General features: G+C 45.0%; 19 protein-coding genes. 5 read left to right on the forward strand and 14 right to left on the reverse strand.

Features of this window, described 5'->3' with window-relative positions; all coding sequences use genetic code 11:
- Positions 1-17: 17 nt before the first annotated feature.
- Entirely contained in the window at positions 18-2,207 is a 2,190-nt protein-coding gene (rnr, locus tag ACRD67_RS15105) for a ribonuclease R (RefSeq protein WP_430968058.1), read from the reverse strand.
- Between the two features lie 753 nt (positions 2,208-2,960).
- On the opposite strand from rnr, the gene rpiB reads away from it, so the two are divergent.
- Genes rpiB through ACRD67_RS15120 form a run of 3 tightly spaced genes read left to right on the forward strand, consistent with a single transcriptional unit; the run spans position 2,961 to position 4,778 of the window.
- Entirely contained in the window at positions 2,961-3,392 is a 432-nt protein-coding gene (gene rpiB / locus ACRD67_RS15110) for a ribose 5-phosphate isomerase B (protein WP_430968059.1), read from the forward strand.
- 3 nt (positions 3,393-3,395) lie between these two features.
- A complete protein-coding gene (locus ACRD67_RS15115) occupies positions 3,396-4,313 on the forward strand; it encodes a cation diffusion facilitator family transporter (protein WP_430968060.1) in 918 nt (305 codons plus the stop codon).
- 6 nt (positions 4,314-4,319) lie between these two features.
- The gene (locus ACRD67_RS15120; protein WP_430968061.1) at positions 4,320-4,778 is read left to right on the forward strand and encodes a GNAT family N-acetyltransferase; all 459 of its coding nucleotides are present in this window, start codon (positions 4,320-4,322) and stop codon (positions 4,776-4,778) included.
- Here the strand turns inward: ACRD67_RS15120 and dcm are convergent.
- The 9 genes from dcm to rnpA all read right to left on the reverse strand — a co-directional run bounded on the left by dcm (position 4,768) and on the right by rnpA (position 16,269).
- Complete coding sequence (gene dcm / locus ACRD67_RS15125; protein ID WP_430968062.1) at positions 4,768-6,000, reverse strand: DNA (cytosine-5-)-methyltransferase; 1,233 nt, start codon at positions 5,998-6,000, stop codon at positions 4,768-4,770. The genes ACRD67_RS15120 and dcm overlap by 11 nt on opposite strands.
- Positions 6,001-6,032: 32 nt before the next feature.
- The gene (locus tag ACRD67_RS15130; protein WP_430968063.1) at positions 6,033-7,262 is read right to left on the reverse strand and encodes a hypothetical protein; all 1,230 of its coding nucleotides are present in this window, start codon (positions 7,260-7,262) and stop codon (positions 6,033-6,035) included.
- 14 nt (positions 7,263-7,276) lie between these two features.
- Positions 7,277-9,400: an outer membrane protein assembly factor BamB family protein gene (locus ACRD67_RS15135; protein WP_430968064.1), complete on the reverse strand. Its 2,124-nt coding sequence runs from the start codon at positions 9,398-9,400 to the stop codon at positions 7,277-7,279.
- 73 nt (positions 9,401-9,473) lie between these two features.
- Positions 9,474-11,165, reverse strand: coding sequence for a DUF6044 family protein (locus tag ACRD67_RS15140; RefSeq protein WP_430968065.1), 1,692 nt, complete (start codon positions 11,163-11,165; stop codon positions 9,474-9,476).
- A gap of 11 nt (positions 11,166-11,176) precedes the next feature.
- Positions 11,177-12,316, reverse strand: a complete 1,140-nt coding sequence (rffA, locus tag ACRD67_RS15145; RefSeq protein WP_430968066.1) for a dTDP-4-amino-4,6-dideoxygalactose transaminase — start codon at positions 12,314-12,316, stop codon at positions 11,177-11,179.
- Positions 12,317-12,321: 5 nt separating this feature from the next.
- Positions 12,322-13,110, reverse strand: coding sequence for an acyltransferase (locus ACRD67_RS15150; RefSeq protein WP_430968067.1), 789 nt, complete (start codon positions 13,108-13,110; stop codon positions 12,322-12,324).
- Entirely contained in the window at positions 13,107-14,024 is a 918-nt protein-coding gene (locus ACRD67_RS15155; protein WP_430968068.1) for a glycosyltransferase family 2 protein, read from the reverse strand. The genes ACRD67_RS15150 and ACRD67_RS15155 overlap by 4 nt, the downstream gene beginning before the upstream one ends.
- Before the next feature lie 246 nt (positions 14,025-14,270).
- Positions 14,271-15,899: a S41 family peptidase gene (locus ACRD67_RS15160; RefSeq protein ID WP_430968069.1), complete on the reverse strand. Its 1,629-nt coding sequence runs from the start codon at positions 15,897-15,899 to the stop codon at positions 14,271-14,273.
- A complete protein-coding gene (rnpA, locus tag ACRD67_RS15165; protein WP_430968070.1) occupies positions 15,883-16,269 on the reverse strand; it encodes a ribonuclease P protein component in 387 nt (128 codons plus the stop codon). Before rnpA ends, ACRD67_RS15160 begins: the two co-directional genes overlap by 17 nt.
- Before the next feature lie 137 nt (positions 16,270-16,406).
- On the opposite strand from rnpA, the gene ACRD67_RS15170 reads away from it, so the two are divergent.
- Positions 16,407-18,257, forward strand: a complete 1,851-nt coding sequence (locus ACRD67_RS15170; protein ID WP_430968071.1) for a glutamate-cysteine ligase family protein — start codon at positions 16,407-16,409, stop codon at positions 18,255-18,257.
- 15 nt (positions 18,258-18,272) lie between these two features.
- Complete coding sequence (locus ACRD67_RS15175) at positions 18,273-19,466, forward strand: succinylglutamate desuccinylase/aspartoacylase family protein (protein ID WP_430968072.1); 1,194 nt, start codon at positions 18,273-18,275, stop codon at positions 19,464-19,466.
- A 34-nt stretch (positions 19,467-19,500) separates the two neighbouring features.
- Here ACRD67_RS15175 and ACRD67_RS15180 read toward each other — a convergent pair whose 3' ends face one another.
- The 4 genes from ACRD67_RS15180 to ACRD67_RS15195 form a co-directional block, all read right to left on the reverse strand.
- Positions 19,501-21,378, reverse strand: coding sequence for a M1 family metallopeptidase (locus ACRD67_RS15180; protein WP_430968073.1), 1,878 nt, complete (start codon positions 21,376-21,378; stop codon positions 19,501-19,503).
- Complete coding sequence (locus ACRD67_RS15185; protein WP_430968074.1) at positions 21,368-23,017, reverse strand: S8 family peptidase; 1,650 nt, start codon at positions 23,015-23,017, stop codon at positions 21,368-21,370. Before ACRD67_RS15185 ends, ACRD67_RS15180 begins: the two co-directional genes overlap by 11 nt.
- A gap of 162 nt (positions 23,018-23,179) precedes the next feature.
- Complete coding sequence (locus ACRD67_RS15190) at positions 23,180-24,040, reverse strand: MBL fold metallo-hydrolase (protein ID WP_430968075.1); 861 nt, start codon at positions 24,038-24,040, stop codon at positions 23,180-23,182.
- An 84-nt stretch (positions 24,041-24,124) separates the two neighbouring features.
- Positions 24,125-26,350 carry a SulP family inorganic anion transporter gene (locus tag ACRD67_RS15195; protein ID WP_430968076.1) on the reverse strand — a complete coding sequence of 742 codons (2,226 nt, stop codon included), beginning with the start codon at positions 26,348-26,350 and terminating at the stop codon, positions 24,125-24,127.

Here is a 26,350-nt window from a genome sequence, read left to right on the forward strand (position 1 = left end):
AGATGCTCCTGTTGCGTTTACAAATCTTGTTCCACTAGGGTAAAATCCAAGTGTCTTTTTATCAAATCCGTGTTTTTCACCATAACATGGACTTCATCGCCCAGCTGGTACATGCGTTTTTTGCGTTCTCCGACTATGGCATACTGCCTTTCGTCAAAGGTATAATAATCATCTTTTATATCCCTGATGCGCACCATGCCCTCACATTTGTTCTCAATAATTTCTACATAGATGCCCCATTCGGTAACGCCCGATATTACACCTAAAAACTCCCTATCACTATGGTCCTGCATAAATTTTATCTGCATATATTTTATGGAATCGCGTTCGGCATTGGCGGCAAGGTTTTCCATGTCAGATGAATGCTTACATTTTTCCTCGTAAATCTCGGCCTTGGGCGATTTGCCCCCATCGAGATAATGCTGAAGCAATCGATGCACAATTACATCAGGGTAGCGTCTAATTGGGGAGGTAAAATGGGAGTAATAGGTAAAGGCCAGGCCATAGTGCCCTATGTTGTCCGTGGTGTAAATAGCCTTGCTCATACTGCGAATGGCAAGTGTATCTACCAAATTCTGTTCTTTTTTGCCCTTAACGTCCTCGAGAAGCTTATTTAGAGAGTCGCTAACGGTCTTTTTGTCCTTAAAGTTAAGTCTATGTCCAAATCGGGATATTATACCGTTCAGAGCCATTAATTTGTCTTCGTCAGGTTCGTCATGGATACGGTATACAAAGGTCTTCGTGGGCTTCTGCTTGCCAATGAATTCCGCTACCTTGCGATTGGCCAGCAACATGAACTCCTCTATCAGTTTGTTCGCGTCTTTGGCTTCCTTAAAATATACGCTCTCCGGTTCGTTATTTTCGGTGAGCTTAAAGCGTACCTCTACCTTATCAAACGAAATAGCGCCAGAGCGCATTCTCGCCGCTCGCATAATTTTTGCAAGCCTGTCCAATATCAAAGTGGCCTGGACCACATTGTCCGATACGGAATACGCTCCTTCGCGAATGGAAATGTCTGACGGGATTTTTCCTTGCTTTGTCTCTATGATATGCTGCGCCTCTTCATAGGCAAAACGTTCATCCGAGTTGATGACCGTACGCCCAAACCATTGTCCCTTGAGCTGTGCGTTTTGATCGAGTTCAAAAATGGCGGAGAAGGTGTATTTTTCTTCATGTGGTCGCAGGGAACACGCATTATTGGACAACACTTCTGGCAACATGGGCACTACCCGATCCACAAGATAGACCGAAGTCGCCCGTTCATAGGCCTCGTCGTCCAAAATGGTCCCTGGAAGTAAGTAATGGGACACATCCGCAATATGTATTCCTATTTCGTAATTCCCATTTTCCAAAGGTTCAAAGGACAAGGCATCATCAAAATCCTTGGCATCCTTTGGATCTATGGTGAAGGTGAGGACATTTCTCATATCCCGTCTTTTCGAAATCTCTTCCTTTTTTATGGTCGTGTCCAAGGTATCGGCATAACGTTCCACCTCGGCCGGAAATTCGTACGGGAGGCCGTATTCTGCCAATATGGAATGTATTTCTGTCTGGTGTTCCCCGGGTTTCCCCAAAACATCGGTAATTTTCCCAAAGGGTGAATCTGTCTTATCGGGCCAATCGTAAATCGTTACAATGACCTTGTCCCCGTTCTGTGCCTTCCCTATTTTGTCCCTGGGGACAAAAATATCCGTATACATCCTGAAATCCGTGGGGCGGACAAAAGCAAAGGTCTTCTGCATTTCAACAATTCCGACAAATTCGGACTTCTTTCGCTCTATTATCCGGGTCACTTCACCTTCAGGTTTCTTCCCTTTTCTCCTAGGAAAAACGTACACCTCAACAATGTCCCCATGGAACGCCTTATTGAGTTTGTTGTAGGGCACGAAGATATCGTCATCCAACTCCTCCGATATAATATAGGCGTTACCTCTTGCGGTGATGTCCACCTTCCCGGAATGGGAGGTCTTAGCAATTGCAAGTGCCTGGTATTGGCCCCTGCTCACTTCCAAGATTCTTTTTTTCTCTTTTAATTGAACCAGGCTTTTTATCAGCTGATTACGTCCAGAAGGGTCTTGGATGTTAAGTTTGGCTGCAATTTGCTTATAATTGTAAGTTTTGTTGGCTTCTTTTTCAAGTACAGTGAAGATTCCTTTGGTAATCTCGTTTTTTCTTTGACTTTTTGTTCTTTTTTGTTTCTTCGACATTCAAATTTTTTATTTCGCGAAAATTACGAATTATAATCTATTGGTGGTTCCTGTAAGATAAAACTTATTCAATATTAATGGCTGCCCCTTCCAGGGCCAAGCTTAACTTTTTCAACATCCCTTGGAAAGGCATATAAAGCTCCCACCTTCCTAAATTGTTTCCCTAACCCCAACAACCAATTCACCAACATTGATTTTTATCCATCTAAGAAGAACGTTCTTATGAACAATTGTATTATAATTATTTCTTTCTTTAGTAATTTTAAAAAGGAAAATGATGTTTATTATAGTATGTTGATAATTGAAATAAAAAACCGGTTGAAATTTTGCTGTTAACCATTTTTAGAATTTGTTGACAATTTCTACCTGACCTGTACAACATATTCCATTTTACAAATCAGCTACTTAGGTTTGTTATCAACGAATGCTGATAACCATTTTGAACAGCATTTTTTTGATAAGTAAAATTTTTCCCGCTGTTAATTTCCGTAGGATACATTTGAATATCTTCTCAATATCATTTAAGAAATTAATTGTTGGTTCTGATGGTTGTTTTGTAAGGCAGTATTTTGGAAGGAAATAAAAATTTAGTACTTACTTTTTATTAGTGGTTTGTTAACAATGCCTTGGAAATCATAAGACCTTAATTTACAATACGTTCAACTTTTTTTAAAATATGTCTTGTTAATAAGCCCGGTTCTATCTTGTAATCGTATCTATTTGTACCTTTGTCCTTATTAAGCAGAACAGATTATGAAAATAGCTATTGGTAACGATCACGCCGGCACGGAATACAAACTTGCCATCCTGGGGCTTTTAAAATCCAAGGGTATAGAAATTAACAATCATGGTACCGATGGTAGCGACAGTGTGGACTATCCGGATTTTGTACATCCCGTTGCAAAAGATGTGGCCGAGGGAAATGTAGATTGGGGCATCATCATATGTGGAAGCGGTAACGGGGCCTCCATGACTGCCAACAAACATCAAAAGGTACGGGCCGCATTATGCTGGACCAAGGAAATAGTACAGTTGGCCAGGGAGCACAATGATGCCAATATTCTTAGTTTACCTGCACGTTTTATTGCCCTACCGCAGGCCCTGGAAATGGTAAAAACATTTTTGGACACCAAATTTGAGGGAGGTAGGCATGAAAGAAGAATAGAAAAAATACCTTGTATGTAGTCCATGGGACATTCCCACCGTCACGATCACTCGCATACCCATCCCGATCTGAAAGGCCGTAACCTCGTTATTTCCATCCTGCTCAATGTGCTTATAACCCTGGCCCAGGTGGTTGGGGGCATTGTTTCGGGCAGTTTGGCCTTATTGTCGGATGCGCTGCATAATTTCAGTGATGTCCTTTCCCTTTTAATAAGTTATAGTGCCAATCTCTTGGCCAAAAAAGAAGCCTCCTCCAATAAGACCTTTGGGTACAAAAGAGCGGAGATTATAGCAGCTTTTGTAAATGCGGCTACCTTGATCATTGTGGCCATTATTTTGATAAAGGAAGCTGTGGAACGCTTTTTGGAACCGCAGGAAGTAGCATCCGATCTTGTTATTTGGCTTTCCCTTTTGGGGATTGTGGCCAATGGATTTAGCGTACTTCTGCTAAAACGGGATTCGAGCCGTAACATGAACATGAAATCGGCCTATTTGCATTTGTTTACCGACATGATGGCTTCGGTCGCAGTGTTGACCGGGGGAATTTTAATGAAATTCTTTGGCCTCTTCTGGATAGATCCCGCGCTAACCTTGATAATAGCGGTCTACCTGATCTATATGGGATACGATCTTTTAAAGGTATCCACCAAGGTACTGATGTTGTTTACCCCTGAGACCATAGAGGTAAAGCAAATCGTTGCGGCCATTAACGAAATACCTCCGATTAAGAACGTACATCATGTGCATATTTGGCAGCTCAATGAGGATGAGGTTCATCTTGAGGCGCATATCGATTTCAAAGAGGATATTAAGCTTTCAGAGTTTGATGCGATACTGAACCAGATAGAGGAAAAGGCCTATCGCGAATTTGGTATCAATCACGTAAACATTCAGCCAGAGTTTGGCAAATGTGACAGTAAAAAGATAATCGTACAGGACTAGGATAAGATGATGAGAACAGTTGTAAAGACATTTGACAGCTTAACCACCACAGAGCTCTATAGCATTTTACAATTACGCAGCGCAGTCTTTGTCGTAGAACAGGATTGTGTATACCAGGACATGGACGGCAAGGATAAAAGTGCACTTCACGTATTGGGGATTAAAAAGGATGAAGTGGTGGCCTATACCCGGATTTTTGGCCCAGGCGATTATTTTGATGCAGCCAGCATAGGCAGGGTAGTGGTGCGTGACGATGAACGAAAATACGGTTATGGCCGGGACATCATGGAAGCATCGATAAAAGCGGTTGTAGCGCACTTTGGGGAGACAGAAATACAGGTATCTGCACAGGCCCATCTAGAAAAGTTTTACACTTCATTGGAATTCACGGCCTTTGGTGAAGGGTATTTGGAAGACGGCATCCCACACATAGGCATGAGACGTCCCAAGAGAATCAAGAATTGATTTTGGCGTATAACGATGCCCCGATTTTCTCTACGATTCCGACCACAAGGGCATTGCCCATCAAAAAAGCTCTTTTAGCATCGGACACCCCGGTTTTTTTGGTATGATTGTCCGGAAACATATTTAGGCGCTCCAATTCCACTGGCGTTAAGCGTCTTAGGCCAGCGGGCGACTGCACCACATGCTTGAATCGGGAGGGCGATTTGCCCCCTTCCCCGGTAATTATGGTTCGTGAGGCGGCGTTTATATCATCTGGAAAGGTCATACTGCCCTCACTGTACTGATAACTAAACCCGTTTTTAGCTTTCCTTCCTTCCTTTTTGGCACCCTTGAGGTATTCCCATTTTGGGAGGTCCTCCTTTGGAATCAAAAAATTCCTATCCACTTCCCCGTTTTGTAGAATATCCCCCAACACCATTTTTGGACCTGTATAGGCGGGCATCGTTTTCAATGTGAACACCTTGCCGTTTATTAAGGTCCCGGTGTTGAGAAAAGGGGAAAGTGATTTACCAAGATTAAAGCCCTGGCTTATATCCACTAAATTGCCTTCTAGCTTTAGTGAGGCGGTCGGAGCTGTCGTTGACTCGATAGGGAAGGCATTGGCCAGGACACCATCGGTCAACATCCAATCCTTTTGAGGGGTCTTCTCCAAGGAATGGTACAATGCTGTGGACCTGTGGTAACCCATAAGAAAAATGCGCTTTCTCCGCTGTGGCATACCATAATCTGCAGCGTTGATTACCCGCCATTCCATGGCGTATCCCAAATCATCAAGACTTTTTAACATAATGGCAAAATCCCTTCCCCGCTGCTTTACCGGGGACTTCAGCAAGCGGTCCACATTTTCCAAAAAAAGATAGTGTGGTTTCTTTTTTTTATGCTTCAGAATGTTGTGTATGGACCACCATAGAACTCCCTTTTTACCCTGGAGCCCTTTCGCATTGTGTAAGGAAGTCGCAACGGAATAATCCTGGCAAGGAAAACCACCGACCAGAAGATCATGATCGGGAATGTTTGAAATAGGGACCTCCTCGATATTGACATTGTAATGGTTTTTTGCCCCAAACCTGCTTTCATACACCGAGGAGGCGTGTTGCGCCTTGGTGGACGGTTCCCATTGGTTGCTCCAAATAACTTGAAAGTTTCCAGAACTTTCCAGGCCCAAGCGAAAACCTCCAACGCCGGCAAAGAGTTCCAATACGTTTAATCTTTTTCCTTTCATAGGTATTTTGGAATTACTTGCAAAGCAACAAATCATCTGTTTTTTCGCCCAGTTTCGGGGTAGACCAACTTTTTAAGGGCCGTGCTTAATTGTTGCTGTGCTTCCGAACTTTCATGGAGGTTGGGGTTGCTCCTTGAAAAGGCAACGGCAAAGATATGGAATCGAACCCGCGCTACCATCTTCTCCATTTCCGGACCGGAATCAACCCCTAGCTTTTCCAAGGCCTCCAATTCTTTTTTCCACCAGGAAAGGTCGCTTTTTTCCGGCGATTCAAAATCCTTTAACAAACGCCTGTTAAAGGTTTCCACAAGCTGGGCTTCGGTCTCCAATACTTTTTCCATGGCCTTAAGATTGCTCCTAAAAGTCTTGTCCTGTTGTAATGCCTTAAATTTTCGCTTAACCGTATCCGTATTGAAGAAGCTGCTGTACGTACGCAACAGGCGGCTATAGTTTTCCGCTGCCTGTACCCATCTCTCTTTATGTTCTTCTTTTTGGGCCAACTGATAATCACGGAGATATAAGCGCTTTAGATCACTATCTTTCATAATAACATGGCCTTTTTTATGCGCCTGTACCTGCAGCCAATCAAAAGCCCTTAAAATTTGTTCTTTAGGCGGCCAACGGTGATCGCCATCATAGGTGATCAGGGTGTGATTAAAATCCATCTTTTCCAACAGATTGCGAACATTGACCATTTCGCGATAGTTCATATCCCGATCTCCGCAAATGCCCGCGTAGGCATATTCCTGTACTGTGGGTTGGTAGAAGGGAATATGGGCAAACCCGGCCCCACAGGCAATTACACCCGCCATCTTGTCGGTAGTGGTCGCTATTGCGGATGCCAAACGGGACCCACCGGAAAACCCGGCCAGATAGATCAAGTTTTCGTCAATGGAGAATCTTGAAAAAATATGGGCAAACAGACGGTTGGTAAGCTCAAAGCCATGGTCGTAAGATCCATTTCTAATGTTGTTGGAACACACCAGCAGGTGGCCATATTTTTCTGCGGCGGGGATAAAGGTCTTAACTCCCAGTTTTGCACGAGCCGCCGGTTCAAAGATGAACAAAACGGGAGTGAGCTTGTTGGGATCAAAGGAGTTGGGGAGATATAGGGCAAAGCTCTCGTTTTCGGAGTTCGATACTTCCAGGGAATCCATAATGATTCCTCTCTCATACCTGTGCGGTTCCTGCGCAACAACCGTGCAATAGATGAAAAAAAGAAGTGGAATAAGGAACCGTTTCATGGGCCAAAAATACATCATCGGATTTGTATTGCCTATTCCAGGGCGAAGGCAACGATTTTATTTCCTTTGTCCGTGCCCAGTTTTTCCCCGCCACAGGCAATGGCCACATACTGTTTTCCATCTACCATATACGTGGCCGGGGTGGCAAAGGCAGCCGCAGGGAGCTGGTACTCCCAAAGTATTTTCCCCGTATGTTTATCAAAGGCCCTGAAAAACCCATCTTTGGTGGCACCAATGAACAATAGACCGTTTTGGGTAACAACGGCCCCACCGTAGTTTTCGGTCCCTGTTGTTGGAAAACCCTGCGCCTTTAGGGCCGCTGTTTCCCCAAAAGGAACAGACCAGCGATAGCTGCCCGTATTTAGATCAATGGCATGTAGCGTTCCCCATGGGGGCGATATGGCCGGAAGTCCCTGACTATCCAAAAACTTGGTATATCCTTTGTGTTGGTACGGTGGCCCTTCCGGCCCTTCCGAAAAGTATTTTTTATCTTTTTCCAGCGTTTCCTTCTGATCAAACAAGAATCGTAGCAATGCCTCTATTTCTTCCTTTGTAAGTTGAGGAAAGCCGGTCATCATTCCCTTTCCCTGGGTTATGGTCAGGGCGACTTCCTCCTTGTTTTTACGGGATTTTAGTCCAAGGAGTGAAGGAAAGCCGCTTGCGGAGATTCCCTCTCGGTCTTTTTGATGGCAACTGGCACATAGCTTCCGATAGACTCCTTCCCCAGGAGATAGCTGATTTTCCTCATCCTTGGGCTCCATTTGCAAAAGGAACGCCATTTCGTTTGCGTTTACATATAGAATGCCCTCTTCGGGATCTGCGGAGGCCCCGCCCCACTCAGCGGCCCCATCATAGCCTGGAAGGAGCAAAACAGGGGTGATATTCGGAGGGGCATATTGGCGTTTGTCTGCTTTTTCCAGGATTTCCATCAATGCGGCCTCGTTTTCTGCATAGGGACTGATGTCCTCTGAGGTTAAATCCTGGGAGAGCCGTGCAAAGGGCTTTGGCCTTGCGGGTATAGGCTGGGTCTTCCAGGCCTGTTCCCCTTCCAAGTGCGATTCGGGTACGGGTACTTCGGTAATATCGAACAAGGGCTTGCCGGTCCTGCGGTCAAAAACATATACATAGCCCTGTTTGGTTACCTGGGCCACGGCCGGAATTTTTACCCCCTTCCTGGATACGGTGACCAGGTTGGGCGGAGCGGGAGGATCACGATCCCAAATATCGTGATGGGTAAATTGAAAATGCCAGACTAATTTTCCGGTGCTGGCGTCCAGAGCCAAAAGACAATCGGAATACAGGTTGCTTCCCTTTCTATCGCCACCATAAAAATCCGGGGCAGCAGATCCCGTGGGAACGTAGAGGATTCCGGTTGTTTCATCCAGTGCCATGCCCGCCCAATTGTTGGCCGCGCCTATTTTATCATCCCTATAGGCCTCTTTGTTCTCCCAACTTTCGTAACCGGGCTCACCAGGATGAGGAATGGTATGGAACCCCCAGGCCAGTTCCCCGGTGAGGATATTAAAGGCCATGATATCCCCGGGCGCCGCACCGGCACCCTCGGACACCCGAAGGGGCATTACGATAAGATCTTGATATACGGTGCCTGGGGTGTTGGATATTACAAATTTGTCCTTGGCGCTTTGGGGAAGTCCTGAACGCAAATCGATTTTCCCTCCCTGACCAAAACTGGCTATGGGTTTTCCCGTTAGTGCGTTCAACGCGTACAGATGGGAACCCATGGTGTACAAAATACGCTTGTCCCTTCCCTTTGCCCAATAAGAGACCCCGCGGCTGGTAGAGTGCCATACTTTTAGTGAATCCCCAAAACGCCAAAGTTCCTTCCCTGTTTTGGCATTTAATGCCACTGCCCTTAGGGCGGCGGTAACGCCGTACAAAATGGTATCTACGACGATGGGATTCATTTGCATCTGGCCCCAATCGGGGGCGGAATAGGACCAGGCTATTTTAAGGTCGGAAACGTTTTCCTTGGTGATTTGTGATAGGGTGGAGTAGTGGTTGCGGTCGGGCCCTCCCAGATAAGAGGACCAGGTATCATAGGACTTTGTTACAGACTCTTTTCGCTTTCCCTCACTACAACCACATACAGTCCAGAGGAAGACATGGGCTACCACTAAAAAAAAGCACCTTAACATTTCTGAATCTATGTTTTCTTTAAGTTCATACACCAGTAAATGTAACTAAATATGCTCAGATGATTGCGAACAACTATTGCGCTTCGGATACGTTTTCGTAAAGGTATATATCCCAATAGGAATCAGGGTCCTGAAAAACCCCCACTAAACGTATATCTTGAACAGCTTTGGAATCGATTTCCGCGCTGGACAGAAGATATCTCCCCCCCATTTTTTTTAGCGCTTTAAAATCAAAGTCCAAAGCGGTTATGATTTTTGGATTTGGATTTAAGTAATTGGTTCGCAAGGCTTTGGTAAAGGCATAACACCGAGAACCCCAGTTTTTGAAATAATATGTAAGGTATGCGTCTTTTTTTAGCTCCCCCTCGATAACTCGACCAAATTCATGCTTGTGCTGTAAAGGGTAATTAGGAAGATACCCATCCAACGTATAAAATCCATTGTATTGGGCAATGGAAGGATGAATACCCAAGCTTATTACCCGATATTGATCAACAGGGTCACCAATTGTCTTTTTTACTTTGTCAAACAGATTTACCGAATAGAATTGTTTATAGGTGGGTTCGTGGTTTTGGGTTAAAAATTCATGTTTGCTAATGATAAACCCAAGCTGTAATGACAAGAGGAGGAATGCTACCCACCTGCCAATTTTTCCCATCTCGAAGAATGTGGCCAGGGCTAGTGCAAAAAGCACATACCAAAGCATAGGATGTAAAAAGTGAAACCTTTGAAGCTGAATGGGCAACAGAGAGGTTAGCGCAACGAAAAAGTCGGAAACCGCTTCCCACCGAAACGCAGCATAAAGAAAAGAAGTTAATAGAATAAAAACTAGGACTAGGATGTATTTTTTGCTAGGCTTTCTCGTGATAAGCCTAAGAATGAGCGCCACCAGTACCGGAATCAAAAGATATTCGTGTAAGCTATGGGCGTGATGCTGCCCGTACCTTAATATAGTTTCCAAATGAGAGCAGGCTTCGGACAGATTCCATGGTTTTTTATGGAATTCTGTTCTATGCGACACATAATCGCTATCAAAAAGAAAGGAATAGACTAAGGGAAAATGACCAACCAAATAAAGGACAGCTAATAAACCAATGGCGTAAAAAAAAGAAAAATTGAATTTTCTCTCACGTATCAAGTCGTGTAACAGCACCAACGACAGAACGATTAAGATGAAAAGACCGGACAAAATCAAGGAGGAATAAAATGCCAACACAACAATTATGATCCAATTTACATAATGCCGCTCTCCTTTTCTGATGCCGAGGAACGCATACAACAGCAAGGGAAGCCCGCTCACGCTCAGGGTAAATGACCAGAAGGGAAGTAAAGAGAACAGTATAGATGCCCCACAAGAAATCGGTTCAAAGGCCTTTTGGTTCAAGAAATACTTTTTTAACAAGAGATACATGCCAACAAATGCAACCAAACTCATAATTACTTTGTTTACAACATACCCTCCGTACATTCCAAAAAGTGAAAACCATAATATGCTAATATCATACGTCCCATATAAGGATGACCTTGGAACACCGTTGAATACTTGCTGGACCGATGTTATAGGGGAAGAGAAAAAGGCTTGGTTATCCAGCAACATCTTTACCCAGGCAATATTGGAGTCAAGATTGTCGTGTATCCGCACAAAGGAATTTTCACCATAATAGATAAATGGCGAATAATAGGCCAAAATAAACACAAACCCCAGAACTAGAGACCAGGAGGGTTTTTCAAGAGCGGATTTAAATCGTACCAACATTAGATTCATTTAGGTTTGGTTTATAAGCGCACCGAACGTACGCTATTGACAATATGATGCAATTCTTTTTTTGAAAGGCCATAGAACAATGGTAAGCGGATTAAAGCATCCGAATAATGTTCGCATTCCTTCAGTACCCGGACATCACCCGTTGCGCTGTAAAAGGGACTTTTGTGCAAGCTTATGTAATGAAAAATTGCCAAGACCCCATTATTCCTCAAATGCTTAATAATAAAGTCGCGTTGCTCCTCTCCATTCGAAACCATATAAAACAAATGTGCATTGTTAGTCGCGTATTCAGGAACAATGGGCAATTGAATCTGATGGTCCATGGCCCATGCTTTCAGTTCATTGTAATATGTATTCCAGATACGTTGTCGTTGTTGCTGAATGACCTTAAGCGCTTTTAGTTGTGCATACAAAAAAGAAGCGATTATCTCGGAAGGGAGAAACGAAGACCCAACGTCTACCCACTCATATTTGTTTACTTCGTTTCTAAAAAAAGCGGAACGATTCGTTCCTTTTTCCCAAATAATTTCGGCCCTTTCATAGAACCTAGGGTCGTTTATGACCAGCATGCCCCCCTCTCCTGAAATAATATTCTTGGTTTCGTGAAAAGAAAAAGTAGCCAAATGCCCAATCGACCCCAACGCCCTTTTGTTACCAGCAGGGTCAACATAATAGCTGTCTATTGCCTGAGCCGCATCTTCAACGACAAACAGGCCGTATTTGTCGGCCAACTTCATTATTGCACCCATATCACATGCCACTCCGGCATAATGAACCGGAACAATCGCCTTAGTTTTTTTGGTGATTAAAGCTTCAATCTGGGACTCGTCCATGTTCGGACAATCTTCGCGTGAATCAACAAAAACAATTCTAGCCTTTCTTAGTGCGAAGGCGTTGGCAGTGCTAACAAAGGTGTATGAAGGCATTATCACCTCATCCCCCTCCTTAATATCCAATAATATGGCAGCCATCTCTAGGGCATCCGTGCAGGACGTGGTCAACAGGCATTTTCCAAACCCAAAACGCTCTTTAAAAAACGCATGGCACAAACGAGTGTATTTCCCATTACCGGAGAGATGCCCACTATTGACGGCATCCTGGATATAACCAAATTCCTCACCCGTCAAATGCGGTTTGTTAAATGGTATCATAAATCTTACATTGGGGTGAACTTAGCTTTTTCCGGAAGCAAAAAATTCATAAATGCAATTTCCTCGAGTGTATTCCTTTTCGTGTATTTTCTTGATGAGACAATGAAGTAAGTAACATCCTCATTTTTTATTTCAGCTTCATTTTCGATTATTCTCAGCTTCCGTGGAGCAGTACTAAAATCTTGTAAATACTGATTCATTACCCTTATTTTTTCGGGAAGAGGCACTTCTTGGAACGGGCGTCCAATTTTGTCCGTTAAATCGATTGCAGGAGAACCCCCGTAAATGCGGTTGTATTTCATATCTGAGGTGATTACAGACCCTACGAGTGCCATGGATTTGCTCTCTACGGAAACAGGCGATAGGATGCAATGCCCCACTAACCAAACGTCGTCACCGATTACAAGCTCTTTTTCCGATTTAAAACGACTTCCCTCAAGGGTATCACCGTACTTTATATGGCTCCACATTTGGGATTGCGCACCTATCCCACAGTTATTTCCAATCGTCACGCCCCCTATTGAATCAATTATGGTGTATTGCCCAATCCAAGCATTATGACCTATCGTACAAGGCTTGTAGCCATGGATGTTCGTATGGTGATGAACTTTTGAATAGTCTCCTATATCAAATTCATCAATAATAATTTGCACATTGGAACCAATGTAACAATTGTCACCAATAACAATGTTATGTGCCTTTCCATTAAGCCCTTTAATGCTTGCGGTAGGCTCTATCACAGTGTTAATGCCGACACTTATATGCTCTGAATGAATATTTGGAAAATGCGTCATTTGACTATTTTGTCGATTATAAAAAAGGGCCTTTTTTTTGTAGTATCAAACACTTTCCCGACATATAATCCCAAAATCCCTATTGAAAAGATAATTATCCCTGCCAAAAACCAAATAGATAGAATTAGGCTTGTATAACCAAGAACAACAATAGAACCAGTCAGGTATTTGACCAAGTAAAAAATACCCACCAAAAAAGAAACCAGTGAAATAAACAACCCAAACCTCACCGTAAGAATTAGGGGCTTGTTTGAAAAAGTCAAAAAGATATTGACAGCTAACCTAAAAAGCTTTTGAAAAGTATAGGAGGACTTACCGGCCTCTCTTTTAGCATGATTTACGTCGACTGTTGTTTTTTTATAACCAACCCATTGAACCATAATAGGAAACACTCGTATAATATCACCCATGTCCAAAACGGCCCGAATAACTTTTTTATGGTAAACACCAAAGTTCGCTACAGACCGGTCCTGTTTTGTGTCTGTAAAGAATGAAAGCAATCTATAAAAACAGAGCGAAAATTGCTTTTTAAGAAAATTGTCTTTCCGGGCTTTTCTTCTTGCCAACACAATATCATACCCCTCCATTGCCTTCTTAAACAAAACCGGAATTTCTTCGGGTTGATCTTGAAGATCACAATCCATAACGATTATCCAATCTCCCCTAGCTTGTTGCAATCCAGCAGTAATTGCGTAATGCTGTCCAAAGTTTCTACTAAGCTTTATTCCGACCACTTCCTTGTTCGCGGACGCAATACCTTCGACAATGCTCCAGGAATTATCAGGACTGCCGTCTTCAACCAAGATGATTTCGTAATCTTCGGCAACGGTTTCCATGCTATCTTGAATCCTATGCACCAAAAGGGAAAGAACCCTTTCAGCCATATAAACCGGACTAACAACAGATACTTTCATTTTGCGTGATACATCATTTGCACAAAGAAATCGAAAATGGGAACAGGTATAGAAATAATGAGCGGATTACCAGGCCAAAAATACAATAATTTTTGACGGGCTAAAAACGGTACAGCCTAAATATATCTATCTGAGCTGGTCTAAATGAAAAAGGTAAAAAAATGGAGTCTAGTTCAGCAATCACCTAAAAGAGCAACCATTCAAAAAATGTCATACGAACTCATACAAATAATTTCGCACATCACTTTATTTCAAAATACCGGCATAATTGGCGGGGTTTGCCAACAATTCCGTAGCGGCCAAAATGGCGTCGTCATGATTTAGATAATAATCATACAGGCCCTCGCGATAGAAGTAGCGCTTGATGATTTCATCTTCGAGGTTTTTTTGAATTTCCTTTTGAAACTTGTCCAAGCCCGAAATTTTACTCTTGTTGATTTCCAGCAGCAACGATTCGTAATTTTCATTGACGGCAGGCCCAAAAATATCTTTGTCCTTACCATCCATTGCTGCTTTAAGTGCCTTTTCGGCTTGTGTTTCAAAGGTAAAATCGCTTTGGGACACATAGGTTTTAAAAGCTTCAAAATCGGATTCGGCGAAGGTAAAGTCGGCCAAGTTGTCCAAAGGTGTCTGGTAGTGATATTTTGTGGCGTAATCAAAAATGACGTTGTTCTGTAATAGTGCGTTGGTCAGGGTAGTTGTTTTGACCGAACTTATTTCAATATCGGGCAGCACACCCCCTCCATCCTGTACCTTACGGCCGTTCCTTGTGGTAAAATCATTGAACTGCGTATTCCTTACCGCATTGCCCTGATCATCCCTGTTCCAATAGTCCAGGGACTGTATGCACCGGCCAGATGGGGTATAATATCTTGAAATGGTCACTTTTAATTGCGTACCATAGGTCAATTTCAGCGGTCTTTGAACCAAGCCCTTACCAAAACTACGGGCACCCATGATCACGGCACGATCAAGGTCCTGTAGGCCTCCGGAAACAATTTCACTGGCGGAGGCACTTCTACCGTTTACCAAAACCACCAAGGGAATATCCACATCCAAAGGCTTGTTTTTGGTCTTATACTCGCTGTTGAACTTTTTTACCTTGGATTTTGTGGTCACGATCAGCTCGCCTTTGGGCACAAATAGATTGGTCACGTTGATGGCCTCCGATAAGAGTCCACCTGGATTTCCACGCAGGTCCAAGATGATTTTTTCAGCTCCCTGGCCCTTAAGATCCACTAGCGCGGCTTTGGTCTGTCCTGAAGCCTTACGGTTAAACCTTGCCAGAACAATATACCCGATCTTATCGTCCACCATTTTGTAATAAGGTACGGCATCTACCTCTACGGCCTCCCGGCCCAGGGTAGTGGTTTTGATCTGCCCCTGTCTGTTGTAGGTAACGGTTACCTCAGTGCCATTGGCCCCTTTGAGCAGCTCACTGGCATTGTCCTTAAAATCAGAGACCTTGATATCTCCGATTTTGATGATCTCGTCCCCGGCCTTAAGGCCGGCCTTGTCTGCTGGATATCCCTTGTAGGGCTCAATGACCAACAATTTTTCTTTATAGGATCGTACCAGGGCACCGATACCGGAATACTCGCCCGCATTGTTTATTTTATAGGATTCTACGTCCTGTTCGTTCAAAAACTTGGTATAGGGGTCCAGATCGTCCAACATGTTCTTGATGGCGGTATCCATTAATTCTGCCGGATTGGTCTCATCCACATAGTTCATGTTCAACTCCTTAAAGAGCGTGGTGAAGATTTCGATCTGTTTGGCGATTTCAAAAAAATCGCTTTTAAAACTAGATCCCGCCAGCAAAAAAAGGACTGCGACTATAGGGATCAACACTTGTTTTTTAACCAACTTTTTCATTGCGGTACTGTATTATAAATTTTTGAAGTATCTGTTTCATGCTATCCTCAACCCTATGATAACTGGGCAAATCCTTGCCAAGGTATAAAAATAGAAACGCAAAGTTTCCCTCTATGTTGTTAAAAACCACATCTTTGTTCAGGCGATAACTTTCCCTGAGCAAACGCTTGACACGGTTCCTTTTTACCGCGCTTTTGAAATTCTTTTTAGGGACGGCCATGCCGGCCTGTATTTTTGCTTCTTGGGACAACTCCGTTTGCAAATAGATGAGCCTAATCGGATACTGGGATATGGACCGTCCTTCGCTGAACAATTGCTCAATGCGTTTTTTGCTTTTTAGTTTTTCCTTTTTGGGAAATGTAAATGCCATGGTGGCGTAAAAGTAAAAATAAAATCCACAGCTTTACGAGATGACTTTTGTCATATTTACCGGAAGAAAAGCAGGGTATATTGTATTGTATTTAGGCTGAGCGCATATCACATAGACCGGCCCAACACCTGTGGATTATGGGAGAACTTAAAGTTGAAAAATTAGTAGGAAGCCCTAACAAAGCGCCGTATATAAGGCAATTGTTAAATGATATTGAGGCGCTGGAATATATGTTGAAGCACAATTTATTCGAGAAGGCCCCCATCCGAATCGGCGCCGAGCAGGAATTCTGCCTTGTAAACAAATCCTGGGAACCCTCCCGGGCCGCCATGGAAATACTGAAGGAAATCAATGACGAGCATTTTACCTCGGAACTGGCCCTGTACAATCTAGAGATCAACCTAGACCCGGCCCAGTTAAAAGGCGACTGTTTTTCAAAAATGCACGAGGAACTCAACCGACTTTTGGACAAAGCGAAGAAAGCGGCCAAAAAACACGGGGCAAAGGTACTGCTCAGTGGCATTCTCCCTACCATTGAGGCGCGGCATTTGGACTTGTCCTTTATGACCCCCGCAAAGCGGTACGCTGTGCTGAACGACGCAATCAAGGAATTGCGAAAGCACGATATTGAATTGCATATAAAGGGGGTAGATGAGGTGAACCTGCGCCATGATTCCATTCTCTACGAAGGATGCAACACCAGCTTTCAGAGCCATTTACAGATTGACCCGGCCGATTTTAGGGATTCCTATAATTGGGCGCAGGCCATCGCAGGGCCCATATTGTCGGTTTGTGCCAATTCGCCTCTCTTGATGGGCCGGGAGCTTTGGGCAGAAACACGGATAGCTCTTTTTACCCAAAGCATAGATACCCGGGCAAGTACGTTTATCCTAAATCACAGGGACAGCAGGGTAAACTTTGGAAACGATTGGGTGCGCGGTTCCCTGGTAGATTTCTTTAAAGACTCCATAATCGGTTTTAGGAGTCTGATTACGGCCGACTTTGAATCCGACAGCCTGGACGAGTTGGGAAAAGGAAGCATACCCAAACTAAAGGCATTGGGGCTGCACAACGGCACGGTCTACAAATGGAACAGGCCTTGTTATGGCGTGGGCAATGGCAAACCGCATATACGCATTGAGAACAGGTACATGCCTGCGGGGCCCTCCGTACAGGATGAGATGGCCAATATGATGTTCTGGGTGGGGGTAATGCGTGGACGGCCCCATGCTTTCAAGGAAATACACACCAAAATGGACTTTAAGGACGCCAAGGGCAATTTTTTTAATGCGGCCCGATATGGCCTGGCCGCACAGTTTTATTGGAACGGGGCTTTATACACCAGCCAAGAACTGCTTTTGGATGTATTCCTGCCCATGGCCTACAAAGGACTGTATGCGATGGATGTGGCACCAAAGGACGTGGAACATTATCTGTCCATTATTGAAAATAGGGTTCGAACACAATGCGGCTCTAGATGGACGGTAAACGCTTTACGAAGCCTTATGAAAAAACATAAAACACCAGATGCCCTTAAGGTATTGACCGCTACGATGTACAAAAGACAGCAAAAAGGATATCCGGTGGATGCTTGGCAACTTCCAAGGGGAGATGAAGCCGTGTTTACGTTGGAGAAAAAGGTCGTTGGAGAGTGCATGATTACGAGGACCATTACCGCGCAGGAAAACGATAGTGCGGCCTTGGTGCTGAAAATGATGCAATGGAAGAACATACATCATGTCCCCATCCTGGACGGACACCTAAAATTGGTGGGACTACTTAGTTGGAGCGATGTTCAGAACTTTTTGGAGCACCCTGAAAAAGGAGATCAACGGGTCGCCGACATGATGAAGAAAAACCTCATTACAGCAACTCCCGAAATGCAGATGACGGAGGCTAAGGCCCTAATGACATCCAAGAAAATCAATTGTTTACCCGTAGTAACGGGGCAACAGCTTTTAGGAATTCTTACTTCCAACGACTTCTAGCTTATGACCTACGCAATGTCAAAAAAACAGCTAAGTGCTACGAAATTGAGGATCATAGGCCATATTCAGGGAAAACAAAAAGGACCTACCGTCGTCTTTTTTGGGGGCATCCACGGGAACGAACCCTGCGGTGTTGACGCACTTGAGCAGACTTTTCAAAAACTTAAAATGTCTTCGGCCAGCATCCGAGGAACGATATACGGTATCCACGGGAATATTCCTGCGCAATTACAGCGAAAGCGTTTTTTGGATACGGATCTGAATCGACTATGGACATCGGCAGGAATAAAGGCCATAAAGACGAAGAAGGAAACAGATCTTTCCCACGAGGAACACGAACTAATCGAAATCCATGCCCTTGTTCTGAACATTATTGCCTTACATACACCTCCTTTCTATTTTGTGGACATCCATTCCACCTCCGGGAGGACCATGCCGTTCATTACCATAAACGACGCCCTTATCAATAGGAGGTTTTCCAAACACTTTCCCGTACCCATCGTCTTGGGCATAGAGGAATATCTAGAGGGCCCCTTACTGAGCTATATCAATTCCCTGGGCTATGTGTCCTTGGGTTTTGAGGCAGGCCAGCATACGGAGGAAGCCAGCGTTAAGAACAGCATGGCCTTTATAGGGCTGGCCCTGGTATTTGCAGGCTGCCTCCAAAGGAATGAGGCTGCCAATTTTGACCGGTATTATCAAAACCTCCAACAGGCTGCTTCAGGAAATACCAGTTTCTATGAAGTGGTACACCGGTACTTGATCCCCATTGGAGGTCGTTTTCGGATGGCCCTGGGCTTTGAAAATTTTGAGGAGGTCCGCAAGGGAACCGTAATGGCCATGCAGGAAGAAAGGAAGGTACGGGCAAAAAAGGACGCCATTGTATTTATGCCACTTTACCAGGAACAGGGCCAGGAAGGCTTTTTCCTTATTCGGAAAATTCCGCTTTGGGCGCTACAGTGGTCCGCACTGCTGCGAAGGCTTAAATTGCACCGTCTGTTAACGCTGCTTCCAGGGATTTCTTGGGCCGATACGCAAAAGGAAAGTCTTTTGGTAAACCTTAAGATTGCCAGGTTCTTTACCAAATCCTTCTTTCATCTTTTGGGTTATCGGAACAAAACCTTGGACAAGGACCATCTGCTCATGTATAATCGGGAACATACGGCCAAAAACGACATGTATAAAAACACCGGCCGATTTTCCAAATAACCAGCGGTTGAACAAGTGTGTGCACGCCTACCCGTTATTCCGGTTTTTGCGGGGAGAGATAGCTGTTGTCCTCTTTATTAACATCTGCCATTAAATGGGAAGGGTCTATAACAATTCCTGAAATTGCACTAATAGGCTTATCTACAGTAAATTCGTAGGTAGGAAATGCCCAAGGCCAATCGGGCAGCACTGTTCTTTTCAGGTCTGGAAATGGATTTTCCTTTTCGCCCCGCATGATGCGCAAGGGCGCATAAAAGGTCTCCCGGGTACCGTCCTGGTAGACCACTAGAATATCCAAGGGCATGGGCATAAGGCCTTTGCGGTCCAGGATTATTTTTGTCTTTTCCCCGTCGGCGACCACCTCCTTTATGGCATAGTCTATGGTGTTGGTGGTCTGCGTCCAATCGGTCAGGTACCAGTCCAGCTCAAGGCCGGAAACCTTTTCCGCTGTTCTCTTGATATCGTTGGGCACGGGGTGGGTAAACTTAAAATCCTCATAGTATTTTTTTATGGTCTGCATGAGCTTGTCCTGTCCTATGACATAACCTAGCTGGGACAAAAAGATAGACCCTTTGTTATAGGCCGAGATGCCATAGGCGAAATTGGCGCCATAACGATCGGCATGGGTGGTCTGTGGCTGTTCCTGACCAGAATTTGCCAGGGCGTAATAACTCTTATAAACATTTTCAAAGGGGTTTTCCTTTCCCTCTTCCATGATTTCGTTCATACAGAGTGTGGAGACAAAGGTGGTGAAACCTTCATCCATCCATTCGTGCTTGGCCTCATTGGTGGCCAGGATGTGTTGAAACCAGGAATGGGCCATCTCGTGTGCCATGACCCCCACCAGGCTACCAAAGGTTCGTTCCCCTGTGATCAAGGTGCTCATGGCATATTCCATGCCTCCATCGCCGCCCTGTACTACAGAGTATTGGTCATAAGGATAAGGGCCAATGTGTTTACTGAAGAATTCCATGGCCAGTGCGGTCTTCGGCTGCAGGTTTTTCCAGTTTTCAAGGATGGCAGGGTTGTTTTTATACAGAAAATGAAGCGTTGGCCCATCGGCTACCTCTAGCGTATCATGAAGGTATTCGGGATCCGCTGCCCACATAAAATCGTGCACCTTGGGCGCCTTGAAATGCCAGGTTAGCATTTTCCCTTTTACCCTCTTTGCCTGGGTGCCCGGGGCCTCATATCCGTGACCTACCTCCTGCGGGTTCTGCAGATATCCGCTGCCCCCAACAATATAATTCTTGTCCAAGGTAAGTTTCACATCGAAGTCGCCCCAGACGCCATGAAATTCACGGGCGATATAGGGGTCGGCATGCCAGCCCTCAAAATCGTATTCGGCCAGTTTGGGATACCACTGGCTCATGGAAAGCGCTACCCCCTCCTTGTTATTTCTGCCCGAACGCCTGATCTGTACCGGGACCTGGCCGTTAAAGACCATTTGGAGGGTGGTCTTGCCCCCAGGGGCAATTGGTTCAAGGAGTTCTACCTCCAGCACGGTTCCGGCTTCGGTGTACGATAACGCTTTGCCCTCTTGTTCAAGGGAGGACACCTTTAGGTAGCCCATTTCATCCTTCCCCAAGGAAGCGATCCGACTTTTATTATCCACGAACATCCGTCCATCGGGATCCCTGATGCTTTGGAGCCGGACATCCATTTCACTTCCCGGTTGGAACGCATTGAAATACAGATGGTAATAGACCTTGGAAAGCGTATCTGGCGAATTATTGGTATAGATCAATTTTTGGGTGCCCGAATATTGATAAGTATTTACGTCCATGGTCACATCCATGGTATAATCTACGTGCTGTTGCCAGTACGACCCCCGGTTTTGGGCTTGGAGCGAAAGGGCAAACGACAGGAAAACAAAAAGAATTTTCACGGATACCAAAAGTTTATTTTGCATGGTTTCTCAATTTTACCTTTCCACGGGATACGTTTTCGGCCAAGATCAACGCGTTGTACGCATTCACCATTTTGCCCGATTTCGAAATCTTGTCAAAAGTGCTGGTATTTCCGGTTTCCCCGGACAAAATAACAGATGCCTTGGTGCTTAGACCAGACTGCATCAAGATCTTCTTTACTTCGGGCGCGGTAAGTTTTGGATAATGCCCGCGGATCAGAGCCGCAATGCCCGCAACTGCAGGTGCTGCCATAGAGGTTCCCCCAATGGATTCATAAGAATTGTTGGGGAAAGTAGAATAAATGGCTGCTCCTGGGGCAAAAACATCTACATTGGCCTTTCCGTAATTGGAAAAAGAAGCCACCATTTCGGAACCGTATTTATTGGTAAGGGCACCTACGGTAATTACATTATCCGCAATTTCCGAACCTTGGAACTTATGATCATTGGGGAAGTTGGGATTCTTGGGATCATCCAAATTGGCCCCATCGTTTCCGGCAGCGTGCACAATTAGGACATCCTTGGATGCTGCGTACTTTATAGCGTCGTAGACCCATTCTGCCTTTGGGGAAAACGATTTTCCAAAGCTACAATTAATGATGCGGGCGCCATTGTCCACAGCATAACGAATGCCTAGGGCAATATCTTTGTCATATTCATCCCCATTGGGTACCGCACGGATGCTCATAAGGGCCACGTTGTTGGCAACACCATTAACCCCTTTACCATTATTGCGTTCGGCCGCAATGATACCGGCCACATGGCTGCCGTGGCTTTCATCCGTCACTCTTGCCTGGGGATTTCCGTTGCCATACCCACGGTCTTTCAGGTCGTACGGATTGTCGCCTACAACCTTTCTTCCATTAAAATCCTTGTTCAGGTTGTAGTTGAGTTGCTCCGAGAAATGCGTTATACCATCCTTAAGTTCATCAAGCACTTCGGGAATGGTGTCAGCGTAGTTGAACATTTGCATTAAAATGCTCACGTTTTGCTGCATTGCTTGATCTTCTGGTTTCAGGGCCAAAAGGTCTTCCTTGGTATAGGTTGTTTTACCCAAGGCTTTTTTTACGGCCGCATCGGCGTTGGTCACCGCTTGTAAAATTTGTTCGTATTGTTGTTTGTTCTGTTGTGCCTTTGGATAATCCTCGTCCAGTTTGGCCTTGGCTTTGGCCTTTAGCGCTGTATCGCCCACATCTAAGCGGATCATTCGGGCAAACTCCAATTGCTCGTTGTAGGATTCGCCCAAAAAGTTATAGCCGTGGATATCATCAACATATCCGTTGCCGTCATCATCCTTTCCATTACCGGCAATTTCCCTTTTGTTGGTCCAGAGCACATCGTCGAGATCCTCGTGCTCGAGATCTATTCCCGAATCAAGAACCGCAACGATTACCTTTTGCCCTTTTTTGTTTCCAATGATTTCGGCATAGGCCTTATCTATGCTCATGCCCGGAATGGTATCGGTAAGGAGATCTTTATGGCCCCAGTTCTTTTTTTCCGTTTCGGTCAGTTCCGAGATTTTTAAGGGAATGGTATCAATGTTTTCGATGGGCGTAGATACCAAGCTGGTTGCACCACAACCGGCCAATAGGGCAGATACTGTACAAAGCCCCAAAAATGATTTAGAAAATGAAATATTCATGGATTAAAATTTATTTATATATGATAAAACCTTCTTTTTAGGTACAATCTTGCAAAAACCTTGCCCAGTTGGGTAACACGGACAGCGGTTTCTTTTTTGTAGCGGGGAAAGTACAAATTTCCAGCCACATTGTGATGCGTTCTGCCCTGTCCCATAATAGATTTAATTGAACAGCTCATGGAACGTATGGGCATTATTTAGGCGCACGCCTTTTTCTGTCTGCTGTAAGGTGCAGACTTCATTATGGGCATCGTGTTCAAAGAACAAATGGTGTCCTTTTTGTACCGCGGTATCCAGAAACAATGCCTTTTCGGACAAGGTCAACAAGGGCCTTGTATCGTATCCCATGACGTAGGGCACCGGAAGATGTCCCACGGTTGGGATGAGGTCTGCCACAAAAACCAAGGTCTTTCCTTTATAGTCAATGTGTGGCAACATCTGTTTTTCCGTGTGGCCGTCCACGAATAGAATCCCGAAACCCAGTTCGGACCGCTCCACAAAGGGGCCGTCCCCACGACCGACAAATTTAAGTTGGCCGCTTTCCTGCATGGGCAGGAGGTTCTCCTGCAGAAAGGAAGCTCTCTCCCTTATATTAGGCCTTATGGCCCAATCCCAATGCGCTTCATTGGTCCAAAAGATGGCGTTTTTAAAGGCGGGCTCATAGCCTGTCCTGTCCTTGTTCCATTGTACACTTCCACCACAATGGTCAAAATGTAAATGGGTCATGAAAACATCCGTGATATCATCTCTATGAAACCCATATTTTTGTAAGGAGGCATCCAGCGAATGGTTTCCCCAGCGGTAGTAATAGCTAAAAAACTTATCGGATTGTTTATGGCCCAGACCGGAATCGATTAGAATGAGACGGTCCCCATCCGCTATCAGCAAACATCGGGCAGCAAGGTCGATCATATTGTTGGCATCCGCAGGATTGGTCCTGTTCCAAAGCGATTTGGGCACTACTCCGAACATGGCCCCTCCATCCAACTTAAAATTACCTGTCTCTATAGGGTATAATTTCATTCAAAAATGATCCTAAGGCGCAAAATAAGAAAAGCGGGAGGTATTTTCGCTCCAAACGGCCGTTATTAGCTGTTTTTTAACAAATTAAAATGCGGTTATCCGGGTCTGTACCAAGCGGGACAACTGTTGCCCAAAATAGATCAAGGCCTTTATTTCCTGTACACTCAGCAAGCGCTCTTTCTTCAAAATAAGTAAGGCAGACCCGTTAGATTCTACGTGATAGTACGGATTGCTTTCAAAGAATAGGATCAGTTCATCGGAGAAGATCGATTGTATGTCCGCGGTATTTTCGCCGCTCAGATAAAAGCGTTTGTTAAAATCGGCATGGTGGGGGATCTGGATATCCTTGAAACCGGCCAAACTGTAGAGCAGTTCCAACAGGCCTTCACGATCCAGGGTAAACACCGGAATCTTTTCGTTCAGGGCAATATGCATCACCGTGGTCTTTATGACCTCCCTGGCAATAAAGGCCCCTTCGGTAAATTCAAGATCGAATACGCTGACGTTTTTTTCTCCATCGACCAAGCGATTGTAGCGATACTGGATTTCCCGGGTCCTAAAGAAAACAAAATCGCGAAGCATGTCCACGGCCGTACTCTTTTTTGGGTCATAGCTCCATTTGAACTCCTTGGACATGGCTTTAAGGGTGGTTTGCCGCTTGGTGAAATAGCGTTCAATTGGTTTTAGGGAACCCAGAGGCAGTATTTTTCGTATGGCAAAGGGGTGCTTGGAGTCTGTCCCGTGCCTATCAAGGCCTATGATTTCTATGCTGCCGCCCTTCTTGGAAAAAGTGTCCGTATAGTTTTCCAGGCCTTCCATGACCGTGTGGTCCACAAAATTGCACATGGAAAAGTCGAGTACCACGGTTTCGGTTTCCGGAACCACATCGAGTTTGTTCTTTAGTTTGTAAAAATTAAGGAAGCTACAAAAGTACTTTACGCTCACATAGTAGTTTCCGCCGTCCCGTTCCTTAAAGAGTAGGATGTTCGGCTTAAATAAGTGACTTAAAAAAAGCGAGACGCTTTTGTTGATCAAAATGTGGATAAGGAAGGTTGCCAAGATACCGGCGCTGATTCCCGTAATGAGGTTGGTGAACAAGGTGGTAAGCAAGGTGATCAGGAAAATAACGATTTGTTCCTTCCCAATTTTGGCAATTTTACCCAGGATTTTAGGGGTGGCCAATTTATACCCGGTGTACACCAAAATAGCAGCTAGCGCAGCCAACGGGATTTTTCGGAGCTGTTCCTGAAACAACAGAACAAAACCTACCAAAAAGGCCGCATGGAAGAAATTGGCGGATCGGTTGGAGGCACCATTGTTCACATTGACCGAACTCCTCGCGATTACGGTAACCACATTTAAGCCCCCCAGGATACCACTGATGGCGGTGGCCACACCCAAAGCTTTTAGATCCCGATTCACATTGGACCTTCTGTTTTCTGGATCCAACTTGTCCACGGCCTTGATACTCAACAAGGATTCTATGCTGGCGATCAAGGTTATGGCAAAGACCGATGCAAGAAAGTTGCTTTGGAATACTATGGAAAAGTCGGGAAATGCCGTTCTGGACAGGACCTTGTCGGGAATGTTTACCAGAAAGGAGGCGTCCATGGGATATGGCATTCGCAGCAAACCAAAACTGTAGCTAAAGCCTACGGCAAGAATCAAGATCCACATAGGCGCCGGGATCAATTGAAAATATTTGTTCCGGATCTTTGAATAGAAAATCATAATGAGCAGGCTGATGACACCAATTCCAGCGGCCACCCATTCCCCGGGGTCTGTGGCCTCCCTTAATTCCCATACCCCACTTGGAATCTGAAACAAAAGGGAAATGATACTCCCGTGCTCGTTGTTATGGCCTATCATAATGTGAAATTGCTTGGCCAAAATACCCAGACCTATAGCCGCCAGCATGCCCTGGATGGCCGAGGCCGGAAAAAAATCGGCGAGACGCCCCATCTTTAAGAACCCCAGGAGTAGCATTAGCACTCCGGAAAGGACTATGGCCGCAAGGGTAAACAGATACCCCTGGTACAGATCGCCCCCGCCCAAGGTGGTAATGGCCCCCAAGAGGACAATGACAAGTCCGTTACCCGGTCCGGCGATGGTAAGTTGTGACCCTCCGAGTATGGAAACAACAATTCCCCCCACCACGGCAGCAATGATACCCGATATGGGAGGCGCCTCGCTGGCAATGGCCAGGCCGAGGCCCAATGGCAAAGCGATAAGCGATACCACAAAACCTGAAAAAATATTTTTAGGCAAGGCACTTAGAAAGGCTTTGGTATGGCGGGTCTTAGGTGTCAA

Source organism: Eudoraea algarum (genome assembly GCF_050589645.1).
GTDB lineage: Bacteria > Bacteroidota > Bacteroidia > Flavobacteriales > Flavobacteriaceae > JBNGOQ01.